At 40.1% G+C, this 23920-nt stretch carries 23 protein-coding genes and 1 tRNA gene; 7 read left to right on the forward strand and 17 right to left on the reverse strand.

Features of this window, described 5'->3' with window-relative positions:
- The first annotated feature begins 229 nt into the window (after positions 1 to 229).
- Positions 230 to 742 carry an NUDIX domain-containing protein gene (locus RB215_RS11675; protein WP_309216442.1) on the forward strand — a complete coding sequence of 171 codons (513 nt, stop codon included), beginning with the start codon at positions 230 to 232 and terminating at the stop codon, positions 740 to 742.
- 34 nt (positions 743 to 776) lie between these two features.
- Here RB215_RS11675 and RB215_RS11680 read toward each other — a convergent pair whose 3' ends face one another.
- Together RB215_RS11680 and RB215_RS11685 are read right to left on the reverse strand one after the other, a co-directional pair.
- Positions 777 to 1274, reverse strand: a complete 498-nt coding sequence (locus RB215_RS11680) for a YgjV family protein (protein ID WP_011329050.1) — start codon at positions 1272 to 1274, stop codon at positions 777 to 779.
- Positions 1275 to 1322: 48 nt separating this feature from the next.
- Complete coding sequence (locus tag RB215_RS11685) at positions 1323 to 1889, reverse strand: Crp/Fnr family transcriptional regulator (protein WP_309216444.1); 567 nt, start codon at positions 1887 to 1889, stop codon at positions 1323 to 1325.
- A 286-nt stretch (positions 1890 to 2175) separates the two neighbouring features.
- Here RB215_RS11685 and RB215_RS11690 point away from each other — a divergent pair, with 286 nt between their 5' ends.
- Positions 2176 to 3555, forward strand: a complete 1380-nt coding sequence (locus RB215_RS11690; protein WP_011329052.1) for an NAD-dependent succinate-semialdehyde dehydrogenase — start codon at positions 2176 to 2178, stop codon at positions 3553 to 3555.
- Positions 3556 to 3757: 202 nt separating this feature from the next.
- On the opposite strand, the gene RB215_RS11695 is transcribed toward RB215_RS11690, so the two are convergent.
- The 3 genes from RB215_RS11695 to RB215_RS11705 form a co-directional block, all read right to left on the reverse strand.
- On the reverse strand, positions 3758 to 4834 hold the full coding sequence (locus tag RB215_RS11695; RefSeq protein WP_011329053.1) for an endonuclease/exonuclease/phosphatase family protein: 1077 nt from the start codon (positions 4832 to 4834) through the stop codon (positions 3758 to 3760).
- A 19-nt stretch (positions 4835 to 4853) separates the two neighbouring features.
- Positions 4854 to 5303 (reverse strand): hypothetical protein, encoded by a 450-nt coding sequence (locus RB215_RS11700; RefSeq protein ID WP_011329054.1) that lies wholly within the window; start codon positions 5301 to 5303, stop codon positions 4854 to 4856.
- A gap of 79 nt (positions 5304 to 5382) precedes the next feature.
- The gene (locus RB215_RS11705; RefSeq protein ID WP_011329055.1) at positions 5383 to 5631 is read right to left on the reverse strand and encodes a TIGR03643 family protein; all 249 of its coding nucleotides are present in this window, start codon (positions 5629 to 5631) and stop codon (positions 5383 to 5385) included.
- Positions 5632 to 5812: 181 nt separating this feature from the next.
- On the opposite strand from RB215_RS11705, the gene RB215_RS11710 reads away from it, so the two are divergent.
- Positions 5813 to 6472: a YoaK family protein gene (locus RB215_RS11710; protein WP_011329056.1), complete on the forward strand. Its 660-nt coding sequence runs from the start codon at positions 5813 to 5815 to the stop codon at positions 6470 to 6472.
- A 73-nt stretch (positions 6473 to 6545) separates the two neighbouring features.
- Complete coding sequence (locus RB215_RS11715; RefSeq protein ID WP_309216446.1) at positions 6546 to 8612, forward strand: TonB-dependent receptor; 2067 nt, start codon at positions 6546 to 6548, stop codon at positions 8610 to 8612.
- Here RB215_RS11715 and RB215_RS11720 read toward each other — a convergent pair.
- Positions 8600 to 9394 (reverse strand): helix-turn-helix domain-containing protein, encoded by a 795-nt coding sequence (locus RB215_RS11720; RefSeq protein WP_011329058.1) that lies wholly within the window; start codon positions 9392 to 9394, stop codon positions 8600 to 8602. The two genes, RB215_RS11715 and RB215_RS11720, sit on opposite strands and share 13 nt — an antisense overlap.
- Before the next feature lie 114 nt (positions 9395 to 9508).
- Here RB215_RS11720 and RB215_RS11725 point away from each other — a divergent pair, with 114 nt between their 5' ends.
- A complete protein-coding gene (locus tag RB215_RS11725; RefSeq protein ID WP_011329059.1) occupies positions 9509 to 10702 on the forward strand; it encodes an MFS transporter in 1194 nt (397 codons plus the stop codon).
- Positions 10703 to 10782: 80 nt separating this feature from the next.
- On the opposite strand, the gene RB215_RS11730 is transcribed toward RB215_RS11725, so the two are convergent.
- From RB215_RS11730 to RB215_RS11765, 8 genes are all read right to left on the reverse strand, one after another.
- Complete coding sequence (locus RB215_RS11730; protein ID WP_309216449.1) at positions 10783 to 11220, reverse strand: Rid family detoxifying hydrolase; 438 nt, start codon at positions 11218 to 11220, stop codon at positions 10783 to 10785.
- A gap of 7 nt (positions 11221 to 11227) precedes the next feature.
- Positions 11228 to 11641, reverse strand: a complete 414-nt coding sequence (locus RB215_RS11735; protein ID WP_011329061.1) for a GFA family protein — start codon at positions 11639 to 11641, stop codon at positions 11228 to 11230.
- A gap of 132 nt (positions 11642 to 11773) precedes the next feature.
- Complete coding sequence (locus tag RB215_RS11740; RefSeq protein ID WP_309216451.1) at positions 11774 to 11986, reverse strand: hypothetical protein; 213 nt, start codon at positions 11984 to 11986, stop codon at positions 11774 to 11776.
- 95 nt (positions 11987 to 12081) lie between these two features.
- Complete coding sequence (gene tyrS / locus RB215_RS11745) at positions 12082 to 13344, reverse strand: tyrosine--tRNA ligase (RefSeq protein ID WP_011329063.1); 1263 nt, start codon at positions 13342 to 13344, stop codon at positions 12082 to 12084.
- A 180-nt stretch (positions 13345 to 13524) separates the two neighbouring features.
- Positions 13525 to 14319, reverse strand: coding sequence for a LuxR C-terminal-related transcriptional regulator (locus RB215_RS11750; RefSeq protein ID WP_011329064.1), 795 nt, complete (start codon positions 14317 to 14319; stop codon positions 13525 to 13527).
- A 32-nt stretch (positions 14320 to 14351) separates the two neighbouring features.
- The gene (locus RB215_RS11755) at positions 14352 to 15353 is read right to left on the reverse strand and encodes a fatty acid desaturase (RefSeq protein WP_309216453.1); all 1002 of its coding nucleotides are present in this window, start codon (positions 15351 to 15353) and stop codon (positions 14352 to 14354) included.
- A gap of 194 nt (positions 15354 to 15547) precedes the next feature.
- The gene (locus tag RB215_RS11760; protein ID WP_208834263.1) at positions 15548 to 16849 is read right to left on the reverse strand and encodes a M20 family metallopeptidase; all 1302 of its coding nucleotides are present in this window, start codon (positions 16847 to 16849) and stop codon (positions 15548 to 15550) included.
- A 251-nt stretch (positions 16850 to 17100) separates the two neighbouring features.
- Positions 17101 to 19359, reverse strand: a complete 2259-nt coding sequence (locus RB215_RS11765; RefSeq protein WP_086993231.1) for a nitric-oxide reductase large subunit — start codon at positions 19357 to 19359, stop codon at positions 17101 to 17103.
- A 302-nt stretch (positions 19360 to 19661) separates the two neighbouring features.
- Here RB215_RS11765 and RB215_RS11770 point away from each other — a divergent pair, with 302 nt between their 5' ends.
- On the forward strand, positions 19662 to 20111 hold the full coding sequence (locus tag RB215_RS11770; RefSeq protein ID WP_011329069.1) for an Rrf2 family transcriptional regulator: 450 nt from the start codon (positions 19662 to 19664) through the stop codon (positions 20109 to 20111).
- Between the two features lie 383 nt (positions 20112 to 20494).
- Here RB215_RS11770 and RB215_RS11775 read toward each other — a convergent pair.
- Positions 20495 to 20579 (reverse strand) — tRNA-Leu (locus RB215_RS11775).
- Positions 20580 to 20851: 272 nt separating this feature from the next.
- Here RB215_RS11775 and RB215_RS11780 point away from each other — a divergent pair.
- On the forward strand, positions 20852 to 21346 hold the full coding sequence (locus RB215_RS11780; protein ID WP_309216456.1) for an RDD family protein: 495 nt from the start codon (positions 20852 to 20854) through the stop codon (positions 21344 to 21346).
- A 111-nt stretch (positions 21347 to 21457) separates the two neighbouring features.
- Here the strand turns inward: RB215_RS11780 and lptG are convergent, their stop codons facing one another.
- A complete protein-coding gene (lptG, locus tag RB215_RS11785) occupies positions 21458 to 22525 on the reverse strand; it encodes an LPS export ABC transporter permease LptG (protein ID WP_089368699.1) in 1068 nt (355 codons plus the stop codon).
- Entirely contained in the window at positions 22522 to 23634 is a 1113-nt protein-coding gene (gene lptF, locus RB215_RS11790) for an LPS export ABC transporter permease LptF (protein WP_011329072.1), read from the reverse strand. Before lptF ends, lptG begins: the two co-directional genes overlap by 4 nt.
- Positions 23635 to 23920: the final 286 nt, after the last annotated feature.

Genomic DNA, 23920 nt, shown 5'->3' on the forward strand with positions numbered 1-23920 from the left:
GATTAATCCCTATGCTTTTTTATTATTCTACTTGGCCTTAGCACTAAAAGAAAGGCGCGCTATTTGTAGCTTAAATTACAGAGCTTATATTATTTAGTTACATTTTCATCAGTGAACAGTGTAAGCATACTTGATGTACTTAAACTTAAAAAACACTCACTTTATATACTATTTAATAAAAACCTAAAATAAATAACTGATATAATTTAACTTTATTACAGGAGAGCCAATGCGCCCATTAAAAACCCTCATTCACCCAAGTATTAATATTGAACAAGGCAGCCAATTTACACGTATTACCGCCCGCGCTATTGCCATGCATAAACAGCATATTTTATTAATGTATACAAAGAGATACGATGACTTTAGTTTACCTGGTGGCGGTGTTGATGAGCACGAAAGTATAGAGCAAGGGTTAATACGTGAGCTACAAGAGGAAACCGGCGCACAAAATATAGTAATAAAAAAAGAGTTCGGCCTATATGAAGAGTACCGCCCTTGGTACAAAGACGACTTTGACATTATTCATATAAAGTCTTATTGCTATGTATGTAATATTGACCAAAAGTTAGGCCAAGCGCAGCTTGAACACTACGAGCAACAAAATGGTATGGTTGCCAAGTGGGTAGATATAAATGAAGCAATTGAGCATAACGAGCGAACACTTACCACCAGCGATAAGCAAGGGCTGTCGATTATTCGCGAAACCTATTTACTCAAAGAAATAGCTAAACAGTTATAGCCTGTAATTAGCTTTACTTACACCTGAGTAAAGCTCAACAAGGTATTTTTTTTGTGCTATAAAAACGATACAAGCCAACTAAATTACTGCTTAAAAATAAGCTTTCCATAACAATAGCGACCGGAGAGCCTGCAAAAACGTTATGGCTTATCCAAAATAAAGTACCTACAACCATACATAAACGCATATGTAAGTCGTGCTTTTGAAACGATGCAAACGTTTGAATTAACGTCGCAATAAGTGCCAGTGCGCTAAACCAATCTTGCCAAGTAAAATAAACAGCCACGCAACACAACAGCATAAAAGCATACATTGCCCACGTTTTACGTGCATAAATGCAGTAAAAATACCTAAAGGCGGCAATTAACATTAAGCAACCTGCGCTATTGTGCCCCAACATAAAAAAGTGCACTGCAGTCAGCAATACCGACATAAATAAGCAGGTTAAAATTAACGAACGCGACTTAAACTGAAACGAAGCAAGGTCAAGTAATGTTGCTATAGCAACTAACGACTGAGCAATTAAAAACATAGTGACTCCTTAAAACAGCAAGTCTAACTAGCTTTAACGTTATTACTCTTAACTTAAGTTAAGTCGTTTACGAATTCTTGATAAAGAAATTGCCGAAATACCAATATACATAGCCACTTGAGTTAAACTTAGCTGCGCCAACCAATGGGGCTTTTCGGCTAATAAATAACGGTAGCGTTGCTCGGGTGTATTAAGCAATAAAAATGCTTCTTTGGCCTCTTTAAATATAAGCTGCTGCGCAATAAGTTGTTGCTTAATTATTTGCCATTCGGGTTGATTAAATATATTCAATGGGACGCTAATAACGCTTACCCTATTAATTACTTTTAGTTGATAAAACGCTTCGGTATTCGTTAGCCAGTTTCCATAAAGTAGCGCAAACTCACCTTTAAAGTAAAACTCCTTACACCTTTGCCCGCCCTGTGCATCATCATGTATTGCACCTAACACCCCATCAAGAATTAAATAGCCATAACGCTGCTTTTGTCCTTGTTGTAACAATACGGTATTGCGCGCTATATGCTCAATTGGGTATTGCGCTGCAAGTTGCAGTTTTAAATTTGCAGCAAGTTCTTGATAGCTATCGCCTAGCGGCAAGATTGAAATTTCATTCATTTATATTAACCATTTTTTGATGAGGGTTTACTGGCTCTAACTTGCAAGCTAATAATAAAAAGCTAAGCCTAAAAATACGTAAATTACTTTAATTTTCTTGTAAATTTTGCAGCTACTTGCATTGTTTACAAAATATAACAGATAAATAAACTATAAAAATATTAAATTCATATTATAAAAAACATTAAATTCATTAATAACATAAACTTATAAATAAACTCGAATAGAACCTTAACTGGCATTACCTTTGCACTTCTCAGTACAGACAAACATAGAGGAGATTACAATGAGCAACACAGTTAATACGATCAATCCAACAACTGAGCAAATCATTAATACCTATACGCTGCTGTCGCAACAGCAAGCTGAGCAGGTAATCGAAAAATCTCATCAAACCTATTTACAGTGGCGCTTAGTGTCAGTGACCGAACGTGCAAAACACTTAAACAAATTAGCTTCATTATTCGAAGAGCAAAAAGATGCCATAGCCAAGCTTATGACCGAAGAAATGGGTAAAGTATACGCCCAAGGTTTGCAAGAAGTTGAACTGTGCGCAGGCATTTGTCGTTACAGTGCCGAGCACGGCCCTAAAATTCTTGCTGATGAAGAACGTGACATGGACGGCGGTCGCGCAATTGTTAGCTATCAGCCTACGGGTGTACTACTTGGCATTCAGCCTTGGAACTTTCCGCTTTACCAGGTAATTCGTTACAGCGCCGCTAATATTATGGCCGGTAACACCACAGTGTTAAAGCATGCCAGTAATGTATTTGGTATGGCCGAAAAAATTGAAACCTTGTTTAAACAAGCCGGATTTCCTGAGCACTGCTTTAGTAACCTACTTATTGATGGCAAAACAGCCAGCGCACTCATAGCGCATAAAGCGATTAGCGGCGTTACCTTTACCGGTAGCGATAGCACAGGTAAAAAAGTGGCCGAGCAAGCAGGTAAATACGTTAAAAAAACCGTACTAGAGCTTGGTAGTAACGACGCATTTTTAGTACTTGATGACGCCGATTTAGAGCTTGCCGTAAAAACCTGTGTAACAGGACGTATGATCAACAACGGCGAAACGTGTGTTTCGGCAAAACGTTTTGTAGTGGTTGAGTCTCTGTATGATGACTTTAAAGCACAAGTAAAACAGCAGTTTGAAGCCATGAAAATGGGCGATCCAATGGCCGACGGCACTGATTTAGGCCCAATGGCACGTAAAGATTTACGCGATGGTATTCACGAGCAAGTAATGCAATCGGTTAAAGCAGGAGCAAACATAGTCACCGGTGGTGAAATACCAGAGCAAACCGGCTTTTACTACCCTCCTACGCTACTTGATAATTTAGCGCCAGGCATGCCAGCATACGATGACGAATTATTTGGCCCTGTTGCCTCGCTTATAAAAGCGAAAGACAACAACGATGCAATGAAAATTGCTAACTCGTCTCGCTATGGTTTAGGTGGCGGCATTTTCTCAAAAGACGAGAAAAAAGCCATTGAGCTGGCTAAAAAGCACTTCGACACCGGCATGATCAACATAAACGGCTACGGTTTAGCGCAACCAAACTTACCATTTGGTGGAGTTAAAGAAAGTGGCTACGGTCGAGAGCACGGCGGCTTTGGCATGCGCGAATTTGTGAACGTTAAAAGCATCATGATCCACAGCTCATAAACTTACTATAAAGTACGAGTACTAAACACTCGTTACTAGAAAGTAAAATAAAACACCGCGCTAATTCAGCGCGGTGTTTTTGTATTCAATTTATCTAACATCAATTTTTGTTATTACGATTTTATATCGCACTTTTACTCATCATTTTTATCACGTGCTAAAACGCAGCACCTAAGCTCTTTATAAATTAATTACTGAAAGCTTAACTCTTTTCAAACACTGGCACTTTGCGTTTATCTGCTTTGCTCATAGCGAGTTGTTGAATCTCTTCTTGCTTGTGCTGCGCCGATTTAGTTTCTAGCGATTGTTGGTCGGCATTTTCAAAGGTTAGCTCGGTTAATAGCGCGAAGTGATCAGAACCGTATTTAGCTAATCGTTTTATACGCTTTACTTTAAACCCTTCGCTGTGAAATAAATGATCCAGCGGCCAGCGCATAAAAAAGTAACTTGCATGAAAAGTATTGTAAAAGCCACGGCCTTTACGGGGGTCTAGTAAGCCACTAATTTGCATAAACAAACGGGTACTGCGCGACCAAGCTACGTCGTTTAAGTCGCCGGCAACTATGGTTGGCCGTGTTGGGTTTTTAAGTGCTTTTGCTACCATAATTAGTTCTGAGTCGCGCGGCCGCGATGAGTCTTCTTCGGTGGGGCTTGGTGGCGCTGGGTGAATAAAGTGCGCTTGCATTTTAACCCCTTGTGCACTTGCAAATAAAATATGAATTGACGGTATGTCGTCTTCTATTAGCTGGCATATTTGTGCGTCAAATATTTTAAATTTACTGTATAGGTGCATGCCGTAACGGTTGTCTTTAGGGCACTCTATGTAATATGGATAGTCTTTTTTAAGTACTGATAACTTATTTTGCCACCAGCTGTCACTTTCAAGGGTAATAAGCAGGTCGGGTTGATGCTGATCAACCAAGCTAATTAATTGCTCACTGTTATGGTTCGACATAAGTACATTTGCCGACATAATTCTTACACTGTGCGCAATGTGTTTTGAGGCGCTTTGCACTTCTTTTTTTGCCAACCAAGTATATGGGTATATCCACTTTCCCTGTAAAAACAGAATTAATACAGCGCCTGCAACAATATACAAAAAGTCTGTGGCGTTATTAAATGCAAAGTACCCAGCAACACATGCTATAAAGCTTGCAATATAAAACACTTGTAAGCGAATAAAGTCGCAACCACGCACCAGGTAATGCTGGCTATACGCCATAGGTAATAGCGTTATAAATAATAAAAAACTTGTTATTATTGCCAGCGTAATAAACATTTAAATTCCTGTTGGTTGCTTATCGACTCAAAATAGACAGTATTTCGCGCGTGTCGTGTACCATATGAATAATAGTACGATCTACCTCTATGCGTACAGTACCTTTATCTCGGTATCTGTCTATTACTTTGGCACGCTTATAAATATCACGCTCTAAAATATCACCTCTGTGGTAACTTTTATGCCAACCCGGTGGTGTCCACCCTTGACGAATAAGTTTTTTAGCTTCTTTTTTAGATAAGTGGTTATCGTGGCGATCATATTTTTTATGGTGTTTTTTCCACTCATGCTTATTTGAATAGTGTTTTTTATTATGGTGTTTTTTATTGTAGTGCTTGTTTGAGCCATGCTCGTATTTACTATGTTTATTATGGTGCTTATCATAATAATCATCTTTGTCGTGCTTTGCTTGTGCGTTAAATGAGCTCAATATTAAAATAATTAATGCGCTATAAATGGTTTTATACATAGTTAATCTCTGCTTTAGTTAATAACGCAAGATTAACAAGTTAGCCTGAACATTATATGAAACTCTGTATAAATTAATCTTAACGCTGCTTATATTGCGTTTTACAATGGCTGCGCATAATGGCGGGATCACGCAGCTTTAAATGTTTGGTTTTGCGCCCAGCGTGGCGTTTTCGCCATACTTTAAAGCTACCGCTGGCAATATTTTGGCGCATAAAAACCACCAACTGCGAATAGTTTAAGCCATAAAGTTGCTCTATTGCTTCAAACGGGGTTCTATCCTCCCATGCCATTTCTATAATGCGCGATTGCTGCTGGGCGTTAAACATAGTTATTTTCTCTTTAAAAAATAACTAATACGAAGCACTAAAATTGCACGATCAATTTAACTTAAGCCATATAAAATAGAGATATATTTAATTACGGTTATTTTTTATCATTATTTTAGAAGAAGAAAGTTTAAGTGTATGATATTAAATATATCTATAACCAAGTATAGAGAAGTTAACTATGTTTACAAAGCTGCCACGCTGGGTTGAATATGGCGCATTTACACTGGCATTTATTGCCGGCATTGTGAACGCCGTGGGTTTATTAGGATTTGAACATCAGGCTATTTCTCATTTGTCGGGCTCTGTTACTTTATTTGGCATTAAATTAATGAGTGATGGCAGTGCGGCATTATTACTGTTTAGTATCATAATTAGCTTTATGCTTGGCTCTGCGTTGTCGGGGTTTTTACTCAACGGTGGTTCGTTAAAGTTAGGCCGACATTACGATACTTTATTGTTTATTGAAGGGTTATTACTACTAGCCAGTGCCTACTTACTTTATAGCTCCTTTGTTTATGGCATAGTGCTGGCATCTGCCGCTTGTGGTTTACAAAATGCGCTGGCAACCAATTACAGTGGCGCAGTAGTACGTACTACACATTTAACCGGTATTTTTACCGACCTTGGTTTAATGATGGGCCGCGCATTAAAAGGCGATGCTGTAGATGGCCGAAAATTCATGGTGTTTTTACTGATCACCCTAGGTTTTTTATGCGGTGGTGTAATTGGGTTTATGCTATTTGAATTGTTTTCTGTAGCAACTTTAGTAGTACCGGCTGTTATGTGCTTTATTTTATCAATTACTTATCGGCTTTATCGTTTACGCAATACCGTTTAACGCAAGTTATTTCAATACGTTTGCCTAACGCTTACCATAGCACTATTGCCATATAATCAATGTGTAGGAATATATGAAACGCCATTACTTACCCCCTTTGCTGTTACTCTCTCAGCTACCACTTATAGCCATTGCCAAGCAAAATGATGCTCAGCCAATTGAGCGCATAACAACCACTGCGTCGCGTGTTGAGGCGCTTAGTACACAGTTACCCGTAATTATTAGCGTGCTCAATGAAGCACAATTAAATGCCATTGCTCCTACGCATATTGAAGAAGCCATGCAAAGAGTCGCTGGCGCAAATATACAACGTGGTAATGGCCAAGAATATTTACCCGCGCTGCGCTCACCTGTTTTATCCGGTGCAGGTGCCTGTGGTGGTTTACTCACACTTGAGGATGGTATTGCACTAAGAGCAGCTGGGTTTTGTAATATAAACGAGTTGTTTGAAGCACATAGCGAAATGGCGCAGCGTATAGAGGTACTTAAAGGCCCTGGCTCTGCCCTGTATGGCTCAAATGCGGTGCATGGGGTTATTAACGTGATCACCCCAGATACAACGCAAGATGGCGGCTTAATCGGACTAGATTATGGCTCGTTTGGCTATAACCGCTATAAATTACGTGCTGGCCACGATATGGGCAGCAGTGGGTTAGGTATTAACGCCAGCATTACTGACGACAGCGGCTATCGCGATGATGAAAGCGTAAAACAACAAAAGGTAAACTTACGTCACCGGTATAATAATAGCGATTTAGCGCTTACTTCTGGGCTTACTTATACCCATTTAGATCAACAAACCGCAGGCTTTATTACTGGCCTTAAAAGCTATAAAGACGAGAGCATAGCACAACAAAACTTTGATCCGGATGCGTTTAGAAAAGCACGTTCGTTACGAGTATGGAGTAACGCCACTTGGCAAATAAATGACGATACACTCTCAACAACGGTGTATTTTCGTAACCAAAGTATGGACTTTTTTAAGCATTTTTTACCTGGTACGCCACTAGAGTACAACAGTCAAACCGGTGTGGGGCTGCAGTCGCTTTATCAGCATCAGCTAGAGGATAATATTAAGCTTAACTTTGGCCTAGATGGCGAATACACCCGCGCCGACTTTTTACAAAGTCAAAACAAGCCAACTCAAGGCTCGGCATTTTTAGTTGCTACGGTCCCCCAAGGTAAGCATTACGATTACGACGTAAATGCCACTTTATATGCACCTTTTGCCAGTGTTGATCTGCAACTAAACGATTGGTTAGTGACTCTTGGCGCTCGTTATGAGCACATGCAATACGACTACACTAACAACATGTTAGCGGGGCGCACGAAAGAAGACGGTACAGAGTGCGGATTTGGTGGTTGCCGATATAGCCGCCCTGCAAGTACAAAAAATAATTTTAGTAACTTATCGCCAAAACTTGGGGTTAGCTATCAGTACACTGTTAATAACCTGCTTTATGCTAACTTTTCGCGTGGCTACCGAGCGCCACAAGCCGCCGAGTTATATCAGTTACAACGCCAGCAAAACACCACTAATTTAAGTGCCGAAATAGCTAATAATGCTGAGTTTGGCTTAAAAGGCGTTTATCAAAATAGTCGTTATAATTTATCGGTTTATGCTATGAGTAAGCACCATACTATTTACCGCGACAGCGACTTTTTTACCGTGAATAATGGCAGCTCGCGCCACCGCGGGATTGAGCTTGAACTTGAGCATGCTCTCACCTCAACTTGGTCAGTTAACTTTGCCGCCAGTTATGCCAAGCATAGTTATACTAATGAGCAAATACTCAATAATATCAATATTAAAGATAATGATGTTGATACCGCCCCGCGTAAAATTGCCAATTTAGATTTAACCTGGCAGGCGTTTAATAACGCCAATGTGGCACTGCAATGGCATCATGTTGGTCGTTACTATACCGATCCTGAAAACTTACACAGTTATGACGGGCATGACATTTTAAGTTTACGAGCACAGTGGCAAATAACAAATAACTTAGCGCTTGCAGCGCGTATTATTAACTTAACCGATACCGCTTATGCCGAGCGCGCCGATTACACTAGCTTTACCGGCGACCGCTACTTTCCAGGGCGGCCACGTAACGCCATGATCTCAGCAACTTATAGCTGGTAAACATCCAGATCGCTCATGTAACGCATGGGCGATTTTTTCATTACTTTTTTAAACATAGTAATAAACGCACTCACCGACTCATAACCTAATAGCTCCGATACCTGCTGCACACTTTGCTGATTAGATAACGCCTGCAGTGCAATTATAATATGCAATTGAGTGCGCCATTTACCAAAGGTCATACCGGTTTCTTTTTTTATTAACCGCGCTAAAGTACGTTCAGTTAAAGCAAATTGCTGTGCCCATTGTGGCAATGTTTTACGGCTATAAGGCTGGCTAATAAGTTGATTGCTCATGTTTTTAATAACACTGTTTTTTGATAGTACAAAGTCTAAAGGTTGAATTGGCATATCCACCAGCTGATCAAATAATACCTGTGCAAGCCGTGCGGTTTTACCCGTTAAGCTATAGTTTTGCTGATTACTTGCCAAACTAAGCATTAACTCTTTTATTAATGGGCTAATGGTTAATGTACAGGCTGTACTTGGCATACCTTGTAAGTTTGCATCAATAAATAAGTGGCATAAATGCGCATTATCAGATGCTCTATTACTGTGCTCTACATTTGCCGGGATCCAAATGGCGCTATGAGTAGGCACCATCCACATTTTTGTTGCCACTTCACAGGTAACATAACCGTGCAGGGCTAAAATTAACTGCCCTTTTGGATGAGTATGCAGCGGAATTTCACGGCTAAGCTGGGCATATTCTATTTTAGCAATAACCGGCTGCGGCATGATTTCAAAGTTTTTTATTTCATTCCAATCTTGGGGAAGCTGCATTTTGTCTGTTTTTAGTTATTTAATGTCTCTTTTACTAAATTATAGTGATGACTTAGCCTTTATACTAGTCTCTATTGCTTCTTGCTAAATAACCAACCTGCTAGGACGTTTACCTTGTTAACTCAACAATCTCAATCTCGCTTATCTTACGCATTATTAGTACTGGGAATTTTACTTATTGCCAGTAACTTACGTGCGCCAGTGACTGGTTTAGCCCCCGTGCTGGACCAAATAATTCTTAGTTTTAATTTAAGCGCATCACAAGCCGGTATGCTTACCACCTTACCGTTAATTGCATTTGCTTTAGCAAGCCCATTAGCCACTAGTTTAGCTAAAAGGCAAGGCTTAGAAGTGTCGCTTTTTATTGCCCTTATTTTAATTGGCTTAGGCTTAGCATCGCGCATGATAGATTCTGTGCCGGTACTTTATTTAGGCACCGCCGTCATTGGGGTCGGCATTGCGATAGGTAATGTGCTGTTACCGAGTTTAATTAAGCGCGACTTTGCACACAAAGTGGCTGTAATGACCTCGGCGTATGTGCTTGCTATGGGTATTTTTGGCGGTAGTTACTCAGCGTTAATTATTCCCCTTGCCGAATATAAACAAATGGGCTGGCAAATTGCTTTAGCCAGTTACGCGTTAATTACTTTAATAAGTTTATTTATTTGGTTACCGCAATTAAAGCTACGCACCAAACCGACTAAAGATCTGGTTGAAAACACCGGTGACGTTAAAGTGTGGCGCCAAGCCCTTGCGTGGCAAATTACCTTGCTACTTGGCTGTAACTCGTTATTTACTTATATAATTATTGGCTGGTTACCAAGCATTTTAATAGACAGTGGCCACAGCGCACAACAAGCGGGTGCGCTGCAAGGCTCATTTCAGGTAGCTTCGGCTTTACCCGGTATTATCTTAATTCCCTTATTAGCAAAACTAAAAGATCAGCGCGTACTCACCTTTGTTTTAGGAGTGTTGGCAAGCCTGTCGTCGATTGGACTGTTGTATATGCCAGACTATGCGTCTGTGTGGTCAATCACTATGGGGTTTTGCTCGGGTGCATGCTTTATATTGGGCTTGTCGTTTATTAGTTTACGTACTCACGACTCACATCAAGCTGCGGCACTTTCTGGTATGGCGCAGTGTATTGGTTATTTACTTGCCGCTACTGGGCCTATTATTGCAGGTGCGCTGCATAGTTATTTTGGTAACTGGGCATCTACTTTATGGTTTTGCGCGGGTGCGAGCGCGCTATGTGCGGTGTTTGGTTATTTAGGCGGGCGTAATATTACTATGCGCAACAAAGCGTAAGCGTTAATTAAAAGTGGGCGGTGTAATCATTTGCCCACTTTTATAACTAATTATAGTTTAGTACTTTTTATATATTTAGCTTAAACAGCGCCAATACATTCAACCTCTACAACTGAATTTAGTGCTAACGCTTTTACTGCAAACGCACTGCGCGCAGGATATGGCGGGGTAAAGTATTCAGCATATATTTTATTAAACATTTTAAAGTCATTTATGTCGGTTAGCATAACCGTACACTTTACTATGTTTTTCATACTGTAATTATGCTGCTCTAGGGTGCTTTTTATATTTTCGAGCGTTTGCCTAGTCTCTGCTGCAAAACCACCTTGTGCTAGTTTACCACTGCTTGTAAGCCCAATTTGACCCGACATATACAAGGTATTATCGACCCTTACAATTTGCGAAAAAGGTAAACTTGCTGAGGCCGCATTTAAGTGCTCAATATCACTGTTTTTTGCATTAGCAAAACCATTGCTCAATACACTGGCGAATAAGGTAATTAATGTTATTTTTTTCATCATAAACCTAATTTTTTGGGGTGGTGGCAAATGCAGGCACTTGCACTAAATCGTTCAACCAACTAACGCTAGACTGACACCAAATTTGCGCTACTGGCGTAAACTCATCGCGTTGATCAACCGCCCCTATTCTAAGGCCATATACACGGTTTTCTGTCGCTTCGTTGGTAGCATAAAGTGAGGTGCCACAATTACCACAAAACCCTTGCGCACGTTTATTACCACTTTGCGCCGTTTTTATATATTCTTTAGGCTTACCTTGCGTAAAAGTAACGCCGTTAGGCTCACTCATTATTACCGCTCTAAATGGCCCACTCGACATGCGTTGGCAATCACTACAGTGGCACACTAATAGCGTGTTACTTTGTGTTTTCGCTTGGTATTTTATGTCGCCGCAGTAACAGCTTCCAGTTATGTTCATTTTATATATCCATTATTTTTAACGAGCTCCACCCTTAAGGGTGCTTCGGTATTACACGAGTTTTATATTAAAAATGTACCTGCATAGCAATAAAAAACCACAGCCTAAAGCAACTATTTAGTGCCTCTAAATTTATGATAAATACTGTTTAAACCAACGAAATAAATTAAAAAAGCGTGATTTAGCAATATGCTTATCAGCACTGTTTTTATTAAGCGCATCACGGCGCGCTTGCGCTATATTTGCTTTAGCAGCAAAGCGCAAGCGTTGCTCATTACTAAGATTGTCTTCAAAGTTAAGCTGTAACTTTTTTACCTCACGGCTACGTTTCATTGAACTACACATAGTACTACCTCAAAAAGGCTATTAACCTAATTAGTAGACAGGCTATGTGCGTTTTTTATTTCATAGGATGTTCAATTCAACACGCCTGTAACACTTTAAGCTAACTTAATAAGCCTAAATTGCTTTTTACCACGCTGCATTACCCAAAAACGATCAAACAGCGGAAAATCTAACTGTGCGTGCTCATCTGTAATGGCCTCGCCATTAATTTTAATCGCATTCGCGTTTATTAACTCACGTGCAGTACGCTTTGAGCTGGCCAGTTCACTTTTAACCAGTAACTCAGCAATATTAATTTTCGCGTCGCTAATAGCGTGTACGGCGAGCCCATCTTGCTCTAATTGCTCAAGCTCTGCCAAGGTGAGTGTTTGTACTTGGCCGTTAAACAATAATTGCGTAATGCGCTGCGCGCTTGCTAAGCCTTGTTCGCCATGTACAAAGCGGGTTAATTGCTCGGCTAAAATACCTTGCGCTTGAGGCTTTTGTTGGCTGGTAATGTCATTCGCTTCAATGGCTTCAATTTCTTTTACCGATAAAAAGGTGTAAAAACGCAAAAAGTTGTATACATCGGCATCGTCACAATTTAACCAAAATTGGTAAAAGCGATACGGTGAGGTTTTTTTCGGATCAAGCCAAATTGCGCCGCCTTCCGTTTTACCAAACTTAGTACCGTCTGATTTAGTAATAAGTGGCAAAGTTAATCCATACACAGTTTGCTTATTTAAGCGGCGGGTTAAATCAATCCCACTTACTATATTCCCCCACTGATCGTTGCCGCCAATTTGCACACTACAACCCAGTTCGCTATTTAATTTAGCAAAGTCGTACGACTGCAATAAAGTGTAACTAAATTCAGTAAACGATAAACCTTGATCAGGGCGTTGCAAACGTTGCTTTACCGACTCGCGGTTGATCATATTATTAATTGAAAAGTGCTTACCTACATCGCGAAAAAAATCCAACACTTCAATACCGCTAAACCAGTCGGCATTATTTTTTAATTGAATTGGCTCGCTTAAATGCGGGTTCATTACACTCTCTACTTGTGAGCTTAAATCTGCTACCCAACCTTGTACGGTTTCTTTACTGTTTAAGCTGCGCTCGGTGGCTTTAAAGCTTGGATCGCCAATTAACCCGGTTGCGCCACCAATTAATGCCACCGCTTTATGACCGGCATCATTAAAACGCTTTAGCATTAGCAAAGGTACTAAATGGCCAATATGTAAACTGCCCGCGGTAGGATCAAAGCCACAATACACAACTTGCGAGGTTGCTAATAACTGCTCAAGCTGCGCTAAATCACTAACCTGAGAAACCAGGCCGCGATGTGTAATATCTTCCAGTAATTGTGTTGTCATTGTATTTATCCCACACACATGTGTTAATTAGTTAGGGTAAAAATACTAATTAAAGCTGCTACATAACCATATATCCCTAAAGGGATAGAAAGTACTTTATATTAATCAATTTAAGTAGAAGCGCTGTTTAACGGTGCGAAAGTAGTATTAAGGCAAGGCAAATATTTATGCTAACTGATCTTACTCGCTAGTGATTAAGTGGTTTAAAAACAGCTGAAAAAACTCACTCAACGAAGACACTTTTAATTGTGCGTAAATACGTTTACGGTGGTTTTTAACTGTACCTAAGGTGATATTTAATTGCTTAGCAATATCGTTAGAGTCGCAGCCTTGCACTAATAGCATAGCTATTTGTCGCTCGCGGGTGGTAAGTTGCTCGTTGGCAAAGGTAGCTAAGCCACGCTCAATTAATTGCCCTGTAGCTGTGGTAGTTAAAGGCCCAAGCAATAATAAGTTATTGCCCCAATGTTGGCGGCATAATGCTTTTATAAGGCTAAAATGAGCTATTAAGGTGCTTTTTTGTGCAGCGCTAAAGCGTTGTTTGCTTTCTAAAAAGCCTAAATAAATAACAATCCAGCGGCTCTCATCTGTGCGCACACTTATACTTAGTTCATCTACCCAACCGGTTTCGTTATAAAACTGTTGCTGGTATTGGGTATAAGCTGCTAAGTCTTTATTTGCGCTGATATCGACTAACCGATACACACCTTCATGGCCACTTTTTGACAGTTCAATATAAAAGGGATCGTTAATAAACGAATTGGTTAAATAGCGCTGAAACAATAACTCGCGTCGAGTATCTATCGAGTCGTATAAATAAATGGGGTGTTTATGGGCTCTACAGCCTAAAATCACCGCGCAGTCAAATTGCACTAAATGAGCAATGTAATTAACTATTTTTTGTGCAAAACCAGTTGAATTGATTGCTTCAACACATTGCGCAATTAGCTCATTTTCAGTGGGTTTTGCAATCATTACTGCCACGGTATTTTAGTTAAATTAAAAGTTTAATTGGCGTTAACATTATAAAAATTTGCCTGTTTAATACTGGCAAAATCATTAAAACGCACGCCATGTTCGCGCATTACATTTAGCACTTTTTTACTTAGCATTTGGCGTAAATAAAATGGCTGATTTGGCACAAAGTGATGAATACTATGGGTTTTACCAAAGTTAAAACAAAACAAGTGAAACGGCATAAATACCCGACTGGTTAACACATGGGTTTGCTCCAGCATATTGGTTACACCGCCATAGTAATGCATGCACGAGGTAACAAAATTTAGCGAGCTCGAGCGCACAATATTAGGTACAATTAACACCACCATTAAAAACTCAAATAGCGACATAGTGCTTAATAACCAAGCCGGCGAGCTTTGTGCAAGCCCAGTAAATAAATTAACGCCATGAAATATAATTACGCTGTATAAAACAATAAAGTAAGCGGTGGTAATAGGAAAACCGGCATTAAATATCTTAAAAAAGTGAAAGCCTTTAATTTCTTTAGAAAAACGTTTGGCGTTAATTAATAAGCCTAATAAGCCATCCACAATAACCAACGCGCGTAACAAAGGATTTTTAATACCGTTACCCACTAAGCGCTCTTCTAGGTCTTGTTGTGTGCCTGAAGTTTTATGATGGTGTAAATGTAACTTACGACGATACCAAGGGCTGATAGTATTAGGGCGCATTAACCACACGGTTAGCATCATAAAATTATGCATAAATGGCTGATTACTAAAATACTGTTTATGAATTAAATCATGCTCTAACTCATGCGAAATAGATGCAGCCATAGCAGCTAAAATAATACATAACCACGCAGGAATAATGGCTAAATAATATAAAAAGCCAACCCCAACTAATGCCCCAAGAGATAACAGTAAAATAACCAATCCCAAGGTATTTTGATGCGTTAATAATGGATGCTTAGCGCGTAGCTTCGCCTCTTCAGCCTTAATAGCTTTAACAATGGCTTGAATATTTTCTTTTGCACTTAAATGAGTCATAAATTACAACCGATCAATTATGTTGGGGCGGATAATACCCGAACTGGTAAAAAAAACACCTTTGAGAGTACTTTCTTATGCTCTTTGATACTAGTTGCTAATGCTTTTACACGCTAATTACTGCAAAAACAACACGGGCGCCTCTTCTATTAGCGCCCGTAATTTATTTAATCCTAGCGTGAGCTAAGTTTATGTTAGTTTTTTTGCTGTGCAGCTAAATAGTCAATCGCCAGCTGGCTCATTGCTTTAGTGCCCACTTTAAGCGTTGACTCGTCAACATAAAAATACGGCGAATGGTTGGTTGGTGCTGTTTTTACATCTTGCCCTGTTGGCGTGCCGCCTAAAAACAAAAATAAACCCGGTACTTGCTGCGCATAAAAAGCAAAGTCTTCTGCGCCGGTTACTTTTGGCACATCAAACAGGTTATCTTTACCTACTATATTTTTAAGTGTTGGCAACATTTGCGCGGTAAGCTCTGGGTTATTCACCGTTACTGGGTAACCTTTAAAAATATTTACCTGTGCTTCGGCTCCCGACGCTTTAGCAATATGCGTAGCTGTAGTGGTTAATTTTTCAAAAATTTGTTGGCGGTTATCCATATCAAAATTACGAATAGTGCCTACCATTTCTACACTATCGGGAATAATATTATTACGTACGCCACCAGCTATTTTACCAAACGAGATAATGGCAGGCTCTTTAGTTATATCTATTTGACGACTAACAATATGATTAACCCCTGAGACAATTTGTGCAGCAACTGAAATAGGATCGACCCCACCCCAAGGCGATGAACCATGCGTTTGCTTACCTTTTACCGTTATCTCGAAGCGATCGGCACTGGCCATAATTGGGCCACTACGATAGCCAATTTGGCCGCTGTTTAATCCCGCCATAACATGAATGCCAAACGCCACATCGGGTTGATACTTTTTAAATATCCCCTCTTTTAACATTAACTCAGCTCCGCCCTCTTCGCCTTGTGGCGCGCCTTCTTCTGCTGGCTGAAACACAAACATAATATCGCCGTGTAATTCATTTTTTACAGCGGCTAATACTTCAGCTGCACCCATTAGCATAGCCACATGCGTGTCGTGCCCACAGGCATGCATAACCCCAACATCAACCCCATTATACTTGGTAGTTACCAGTGATTTAAAAGGCACATCGGCTTTTTCGGTTACTGGCAGTGCATCCATATCGGCACGCAGCATTACTGTTGGCCCCGGCTTACCGCCTTTTAAAACCCCCACTACACCTGTGTAAGCAATGTCAGTTTCAACCTGCATCCCTAAGGCTTTTAAATGGCGTGCTACAATCGCAGCGGTGCGTGTTTCGCGGTTACTTAACTCAGGGTGCTGATGAAAATCGCGACGCCATTCAATCACCTTATCTTCAACCTGATTTATCTGTTTATCGATATTAATATTGGCACTGGCATTAAATGCCCCTAGGCTTGCTAAGCCAATAGCTAATGAGATTAATGAGCGTTTCATCTGTGTTCCTTTTTATTATCAGCCTTTAGCAACACTGTGCAGTGCTGTTATAGAAAATTTTGACGTGAGTAAGTAGATAATGCGCAATGCACTGAGCAATGCAAATAATTACCCAGCTATTTTGAGTTATTATGCAAAATATTTAATAAACTACATAGTAACTAAAACTCACTAGAGTAAAAACACCAATAAAAAATGACGCTGTTTAGCGTCATTTTTGTTTAACTTTATTTTATATATTTACAATATAACTAGGGCGTTTTAACTGCTTTTTCTGGCGAGCTAAATACACCTTTAACAACTTGCCAAGTAACCGCTAATGCGCCCACCATAAATACTACATCACCAATGGTGCGCACCCAGCGTAGCGTTACCAAAGTATCGCTTTGCATTAATGCTTCGCTACGTGCATACCAAAGCCCCTCTGATGCGCTGGCAACAAATTGAATAATACCAACCGGTAATAAACTAGTGAATAGCATTAACGCTAGCCCTATATTCATCCACCAAAAAGAGGTTTTCATTAAGCCTTCATCAAATTTTAAATGCGGGCGAATGTATCTTAATATGAGTAGTGTAAAGCCCAGCGCTAAAAAGCCATAAACGCCAAACAAAGCTGCATGAGCATGTGTTGCTGTGGTATTAAGTCCTTGAATATAATACAAAGCAATTGGTGGGTTGATCATAAAGCCCAGCACACCTGCACCTAACATATTCCAAAATGCAACGGCTACAAAATACATTATTGGCCATTTAACATTTTCCATCCAAGGCGCACGCGTTTTTAATTTATAATGCTCCCATGCTTCATGACCAAGCACTATAAGTGGCACTACTTCAAGCGCACTAAAAGTTGCACCTACAGCCATAACCGGTGTAGTTGTACCCGAAAAGTACAAGTGATGGAAAGTCCCCGGAACACCGCCTAACATAAACAACGAAGCCGACGCTAACGAAGCCACTGTAGCCATACGTTTAGACACTAAACCCATATTAAAAAATATAAAGGCCAGTGCTGTTGTGGCAAATACTTCAAAGAAACCTTCTACCCATAAATGCACAATCCACCAGCGCCAATATTCCATTACTGAAATATGCGTACGCTCGCCGTAGAAAAAACCCGCACCATAAAATAAGCCAATCGCAATTACCGACAGCATAAATAAAACCAGTAAGTTTTTATCACCCTCTTTATTTAAAGTGGGTGTAATACAACGCATCATTAATACTAACCACAGCAATATTCCAACAAATTTACCAATTTGCCATAGTCGTCCTAAATCAATGTATTCATAGCCCTGATGGCCTAACCAAAAGTTTAGTTCTGGCGGCATTATTTGCGCAATTGCTAAGTACTGACCAATAAACGAGCCAACTACTACCAATACTAACGCCCAAAACAATACATCAACACCCAGCTTTTGAAACTTAGGATCTTCGCCACCATTAATAATTGGGGCTAAAAATAAACCAGCCGCTAAAAAGCCTGTTGCAATCCAAAATAACGCCGACTGAATATGCCAAGTTCGCACTAAACTATAGGGGAACCATTCAGAGGTTTGCACGCCATAAAAGCCCTGCCCTTCAACGGTATAATGAGCGGTAAATGCCCCTACAAATATTTGAAAGGTAAACAAAGCTACAATTAAAAATAAGTATTTACCTAAAGATTTTTGCGAAGGCGTTAAGTTAAAAGATAAAATAGGATCTGTTTTTGGCACGATTGGCTCTTCGTCATCCTGCCTGCGTAAAAATGCCCACGCCCACACTAATGCTCCAATTCCTGCAACCAGTAACACAATACTGACCAGCGACCATACTATGTTTTCGGTAGTGGGTTTATTATCAATTAACGGCTCATGCGGCCAGTTATTGGTATAGGTTGCATTCCCATCTAAACGCTCAGTAGATGCCGCCCAAGCCGTCCAAAAGAAGAACTCGTTTAAACGTGCCCTGCGCTCAGCACTGGGCAAAGTAACTTCTTTCATTGCATAGTTAGCACGGGTTTGCTGCAGCTCAGCTGCACCACCAAACAACGCATTATAATAATCACTGGTTTGCGCTATTGCCTGCATACGTCGCGACGACAAGCTCACAGTGTTGGTTTTTGTATTATAAGTATTTGTTCTATAATCTTTTTTAAGATCATAGCGCAGCATATGCTGTTGCTGCTCATTGAGTTCATCGTATGCTGTGCCAAATTGATCTTCTGCAGCTAAATTTAACCAACTCACTAACTCGCGATGCAACCAGTCAGCTGTCCAATCTGGCGCTTGATAAGCTCCATGCCCCCAAACCGAACCTAATTGCATGCCACCAACAGATTGCCACGCAGTTTGCCCGTCAAGTATTTGCTCTTCTGTGGTTAACACTTTGCCACTTTCTGATACAAACGCGGCTGGTATTGGCGGTGCTTCACGGTAAATTTCTGTGCCGTAGTAACCTAATAATGAAAAGGTGACTGCGACGACCCCTAAAAGGGCCCACCATAACCTTTTATATTCTCTCATTGCTATCCCCCTGACGATTACGCATATCGCTACTCTCCATAGGTACTTTATTATGTTGAAATAAATGTTTATTTTTACAAAATTGCTTTTTTATTTCGTAAGTAACCAAACCACGACTAAAATTAGCATTATTACCAGTTATTATTGGCTCATAGTTAACATACACCTAAACATGCAAACAAAATGCATGTTTAGATCAATAAAAGTAACGTTAATTAATAACCAGCCTGTAATTAATAAAAAAGTACTGTAGAGCTAATAAATTAAATATATAATTTAATTTATTAGCAAAAGGCCAACAGATGAATATTTCTCGTTTTACCGACTACTCATTACGCGTACTTATTTACCTCGCTATAAATAAAAATACTAACGAAATTAAAACAATAAAAGAGATAGCTGAATGCTATGGCGTATCTAAAAACCACTTAATGAAGGTGGTGCAACAATTAAGTGCACAAGGCTATATAAATAGTACCCGAGGAAAAAATGGTGGGATCAAACTAAATCACGCTGCAGAACAAATAAACATAGGCCAATTAGTTAGATCTTTTGAGGGGAAGTCTGCATTAGTAGAGTGCTTTGGTGAAAATAACTTTTGTATTATTACACCAGCATGCCAACTCAAAAAAGTACTTTCACACGCAATAGAAAGCTTTTTTAATTGCTTAGATCAGTACACCTTGGCCGATTTAATAAACGGCCCAAATAAAGCGGTATTAAGTAAAATACTGATCACATCAGATTATTAGAGTAATCATGCTTTAAATAAAGTAGTCATTACAAGACAACTTCTGTGCTGCTTGCCTTTATTATTTTCTGTAGACATAAAAAACCCCTGCTAAATCTAACAGGGGCTATAAAAAGTGGCATCTGCGGCCGGACTTTAACTTATAACAGCGGCACTCCCGCGTGCTACTCGCGTACGGCGGGTTGTGTCCGTTTGCACTTTTCTGTAGGCATAAAAAAACCCCGACCAATTTGATCGGGGCTATAAAAAGTGGTACCAGCGGCCGGACCTTAACTTATAACAGCGGCACTCCCGCGTGCCGCTCGAGTCCGGCGGGTTGTGTCCGTTTACACTTTTCTGTAGGCATAAAAAAACCCCGACCAATTTGATCGGGGCTATAAAAAGTGGTACCAGCGGCCGGACTCGAACCGGCACGCCTTTCGGCAGGGGATTTTGAATCCCCCATGTATACCAATTTCATCACGCTGGCATAATTTTTCTTTAACCTTCTAAATACCAGAAGATAAAGAAAAACCACTTTAGAGCTTAGGTTTATAAAACTGCCTTTGTCTCTATGCTAAGCATTATACAATCAATAAAGGTAGCGGCAAGCGTTTTATGACATAAGTACAATCAACCGCTTAACAATTAAGCAACCATTAACATTTAACTCTGCGCAGCGCTTTAATGCCTTACTGAAGAGGTAGTATTTACCAGCCTATTTGCTAAACTAGCGCGCATATTAATAGTGAGAGTATATTTATGTTGAATGAATTTCCACGAGCTGGCTTTTGGCGTCGTTTGGCGTCGTTAATTTATGATGCCTTGGTCGTAATTTCTTTATCTATGCTTACTGCCATACTCTACTTTGCAGTCATTCAGCTACTAACGTCTTTAGAAATGATAGTTAAAACTGACGATCCTGCTGCTTTAATACAAGACTCCACGTTACTCTCTGGTATTAGAAGTGCGTTGTTTGTTGGAGTAAACGTATTCTTTTTTGCTTATTTTTGGACTAAAAGCGGGCAAACCATTGGCATGCGCGCATGGCGCTTAAAAGTACAAACTCTAGATGGGCAACTTATTAGCTGGCCGCAAGCAATAATTCGCAGCGTTAGTGCATTACTTGGTTTAGGTAATTTAGTGGTATTGGTTGATTTTAAAAATAAAAAAGCTTTGCAAGATTATCTTTCTAAAACCGAAGTTATTGCACTCACCAAAGAAGAAAACAAGCGCATTTACCGTGAGCTTGATTAATTAAAAGTAATACACTGTAATTTATAAGCACAAAAAAGCGTGGCACTTTTATAAAGTAGCCACGCTTTTTTGTTTTAAGGTATTTTTGTAACTACCTTTTTATAACTAGTTTTATGCGCGTTTATTCATTAAGTAAGCAGCAAAGCCGGTGAATATAATGCTAGGCACTACAGCGCCAATAAACGCAGGTATTTGATACACCATAACCACAGGACCAAATATTTCGTTGGTTAGATGAAACACTATACCCGTAACTACGCCCATTATAATACGTGCACCCATAGTGACGGTACGCAACGGGCCAAATATAAACGACAGTGCAACTAGCAACATTACGGCTATAGATATTGGCTGCATAAGTTTGCGCCAAAGCGCGAGTTCATAGGTGCTGGTATCTTGATCGTTTTGCTCTAAATAGTCTAAGTAAGACCATAACCCAGTAAACGATAGCGACTCAGGTTTAACCGACACCACACCCAGCTTTTCAGCAGTAAGTTGTGATGGGTAAAACTCCTCAGGCACTTGCTCTGTAGTAATAAGCTCATCACTTATTTTTACTTTATTGACGCCGCGCAGTAACCAGCCGTTTTCGCGACTTAGCGCATCTTTTGCCTTCGTTATTTGTGTAAGCGATAGCGACTGATCAAAGTGGTACATATGTACACCATTTAATTTACCATTTTGATCTACATCTTCTATATTTATAAAGTTATTGCCGTCTTTTGCCCATACGCCTTTTTGCGCATTAAAAACATCGCCACCATGAATTGCCTGGTTACGCATTTCTTTAGCTTGTAATTGCGCCTCGGGTACTCCCCACTCGCCTAATGCCATCATACATAGCGCCATAAATACGGCGGTTTTCATTACCGAGCTTATAATTTGTAAGCGCGACATACCTGCAGCGTGCATTACCACCAGCTCGCTGTTTGAGGCAAGCGCTCCTAACCCAGTTAAGCCACCAATGAGCGCGGCCATCGGAAAAAACACCACTAAATCGCCCGGTATTGTGTAAAGCGTGTAGAGCATCGCGGTCATTAAATCGTAACTACCACGGCCAACTGACTTTAACTGGTCGATAAATTTAATTAAGGTGCTAATGCCTACCAGTACCAATAATGCAAAGCCGGTGGTTTGTAAAATGCTGCGACCTAAATACCAATCAAGGGTTTTCATCATGCGCCCAACTCCCGCTTAGTAATTACCGCTTTAAGCCAAGCGCCAAGTGGTCGCCCTTTAATTATTAATAGTCCGCCAATAAATAAGGCACTTAAGTGAATCCACCAAAGGCCAATAGAGGGAGGTATTTTGCCATCTTCAACAGCAAATTTAGCAGCGTTAAGTAAAATAAAATAACCTAAGTACAAGCTAATTGCCGGCACTAACTTAGCAAATTTACCTTGGCGTGGATTAACCACACTTAACGGTACTGCTAATAGTGTCAGTAGTGGAATAGAAAGCGGTATAGCAATACGCCATTGCCACTGCGCGGTTGCCTCTGGAGTGTTAAGTGCCAACAATTGATTAGTAGGAATTGCTTCTAATTTACGGCGTTGGTGCTCTATTTCTTGCTCACGTATTTGTACACTATAACCGTCAAACTCGGTTAAATTGAGCGCTGGCGTTAAGCCATCAGTTTCATAGCGTTTGCCGTCGCTAAGAACGAGTTGTTGTTCGCCATTTTGCGCTTCAATTACAACTCCTTGCTCTGCATAAACTAGGCGTGCAAGGTTGTCTTTTTCGCTATCGGGGAGTTGCGCTACAAATACTTTATTAAGCTCTTTTCCACCGTTTTCAATGTTATGAATAAACACCACGGCTTTTTCGTTACCGGTTTGCTGAAAGCGACCTGCCCTTAATGCAGATAATCCCGCATCGGCTTTAGCTTGCTCTTTTAATTGGTACTCTTGCTCGCTTGCCCAAGGGGCAACATGCATAGTGAGCGCGGCGGCTAAAATAGCCAACCCCACACTTGATATAAGCGTCACTCTAACCACATACCATTCACTTACACCACAGGCTTTAAGCACGGTCATTTCGCTATCGGCGTAGATACGGCTGTAGGCCAAAATTATGCCTAAAAATATACTCAATGGTAAAATTAACGAGGCTAACTGTGGCAATTTAAGTGCGATCATCGATAGCACTAATTTAGCAGGAATACTACCCTCAGAGGCATCGCCTAAAATACTAACTAACTTTTGCGACAAAAAAATGGTCATCAAAGTTAAAAATACGGCGACCTGCGATTTTAAAACCTCAGCAGTCAAATAACGAAAAATAAGCAATAGTCGCCCCTGTTAAACATGGTGTGTCACTGCAATAGTGAAAGTTTATAGTTAGTCATGATTTTACTCAGCGTTGCCGAGTATAGATCTAATATTATAAGCCATGAAAATTAATTATCCTACCTAACAACACGATATAATGTTGCATTAGTGACCCTTAAGCAGATAAAGTTCAATTACACAGTAAGAGTCGGGCAAAATCAGCTAAGATTAGAGCTACACCTAAATAATTTAGGTATATAAGACTAAAAATATTTTTAGTTTCTGCTTAGCTTCTAAAGATGAC

The organism is Pseudoalteromonas sp. HL-AS2, from assembly GCF_031198805.1.
GTDB classification, from domain to species: Bacteria; Pseudomonadota; Gammaproteobacteria; order Enterobacterales; family Alteromonadaceae; genus Pseudoalteromonas; species Pseudoalteromonas nigrifaciens.

Excerpts from the sequence above, each read along its gene's own strand:
- RB215_RS11675 (WP_309216442.1), top strand. The coding sequence starts at position 230 with ATGCGCCCATTAAAAACCCTCATTCACCCAAGTATTAATATTGAACAA.
- RB215_RS11680 (WP_011329050.1), bottom strand. The coding sequence starts at position 1,274 with ATGTTTTTAATTGCTCAGTCGTTAGTTGCTATAGCAACATTACTTGAC.
- RB215_RS11685 (WP_309216444.1), bottom strand. The coding sequence starts at position 1,889 with ATGAATGAAATTTCAATCTTGCCGCTAGGCGATAGCTATCAAGAACTT.
- RB215_RS11690 (WP_011329052.1), top strand. The coding sequence starts at position 2,176 with ATGAGCAACACAGTTAATACGATCAATCCAACAACTGAGCAAATCATT.
- RB215_RS11695 (WP_011329053.1), bottom strand. The coding sequence starts at position 4,834 with ATGTTTATTACGCTGGCAATAATAACAAGTTTTTTATTATTTATAACG.
- RB215_RS11700 (WP_011329054.1), bottom strand. The coding sequence starts at position 5,303 with ATGTATAAAACCATTTATAGCGCATTAATTATTTTAATATTGAGCTCA.
- RB215_RS11705 (WP_011329055.1), bottom strand. The coding sequence starts at position 5,631 with ATGTTTAACGCCCAGCAGCAATCGCGCATTATAGAAATGGCATGGGAG.
- RB215_RS11710 (WP_011329056.1), top strand. The coding sequence starts at position 5,813 with ATGTTTACAAAGCTGCCACGCTGGGTTGAATATGGCGCATTTACACTG.
- RB215_RS11715 (WP_309216446.1), top strand. The coding sequence starts at position 6,546 with ATGAAACGCCATTACTTACCCCCTTTGCTGTTACTCTCTCAGCTACCA.
- RB215_RS11720 (WP_011329058.1), bottom strand. The coding sequence starts at position 9,394 with ATGCAGCTTCCCCAAGATTGGAATGAAATAAAAAACTTTGAAATCATG.
- RB215_RS11730 (WP_309216449.1), bottom strand. The coding sequence starts at position 11,220 with ATGAAAAAAATAACATTAATTACCTTATTCGCCAGTGTATTGAGCAAT.
- RB215_RS11735 (WP_011329061.1), bottom strand. The coding sequence starts at position 11,641 with ATGAACATAACTGGAAGCTGTTACTGCGGCGACATAAAATACCAAGCG.
- RB215_RS11740 (WP_309216451.1), bottom strand. The coding sequence starts at position 11,986 with ATGTGTAGTTCAATGAAACGTAGCCGTGAGGTAAAAAAGTTACAGCTT.
- tyrS (WP_011329063.1), bottom strand. The coding sequence starts at position 13,344 with ATGACAACACAATTACTGGAAGATATTACACATCGCGGCCTGGTTTCT.
- RB215_RS11750 (WP_011329064.1), bottom strand. The coding sequence starts at position 14,319 with ATGATTGCAAAACCCACTGAAAATGAGCTAATTGCGCAATGTGTTGAA.
- RB215_RS11755 (WP_309216453.1), bottom strand. The coding sequence starts at position 15,353 with ATGACTCATTTAAGTGCAAAAGAAAATATTCAAGCCATTGTTAAAGCT.
- RB215_RS11760 (WP_208834263.1), bottom strand. The coding sequence starts at position 16,849 with ATGAAACGCTCATTAATCTCATTAGCTATTGGCTTAGCAAGCCTAGGG.
- RB215_RS11765 (WP_086993231.1), bottom strand. The coding sequence starts at position 19,359 with ATGAGAGAATATAAAAGGTTATGGTGGGCCCTTTTAGGGGTCGTCGCA.
- RB215_RS11770 (WP_011329069.1), top strand. The coding sequence starts at position 19,662 with ATGAATATTTCTCGTTTTACCGACTACTCATTACGCGTACTTATTTAC.
- RB215_RS11780 (WP_309216456.1), top strand. The coding sequence starts at position 20,852 with ATGTTGAATGAATTTCCACGAGCTGGCTTTTGGCGTCGTTTGGCGTCG.
- lptG (WP_089368699.1), bottom strand. The coding sequence starts at position 22,525 with ATGATGAAAACCCTTGATTGGTATTTAGGTCGCAGCATTTTACAAACC.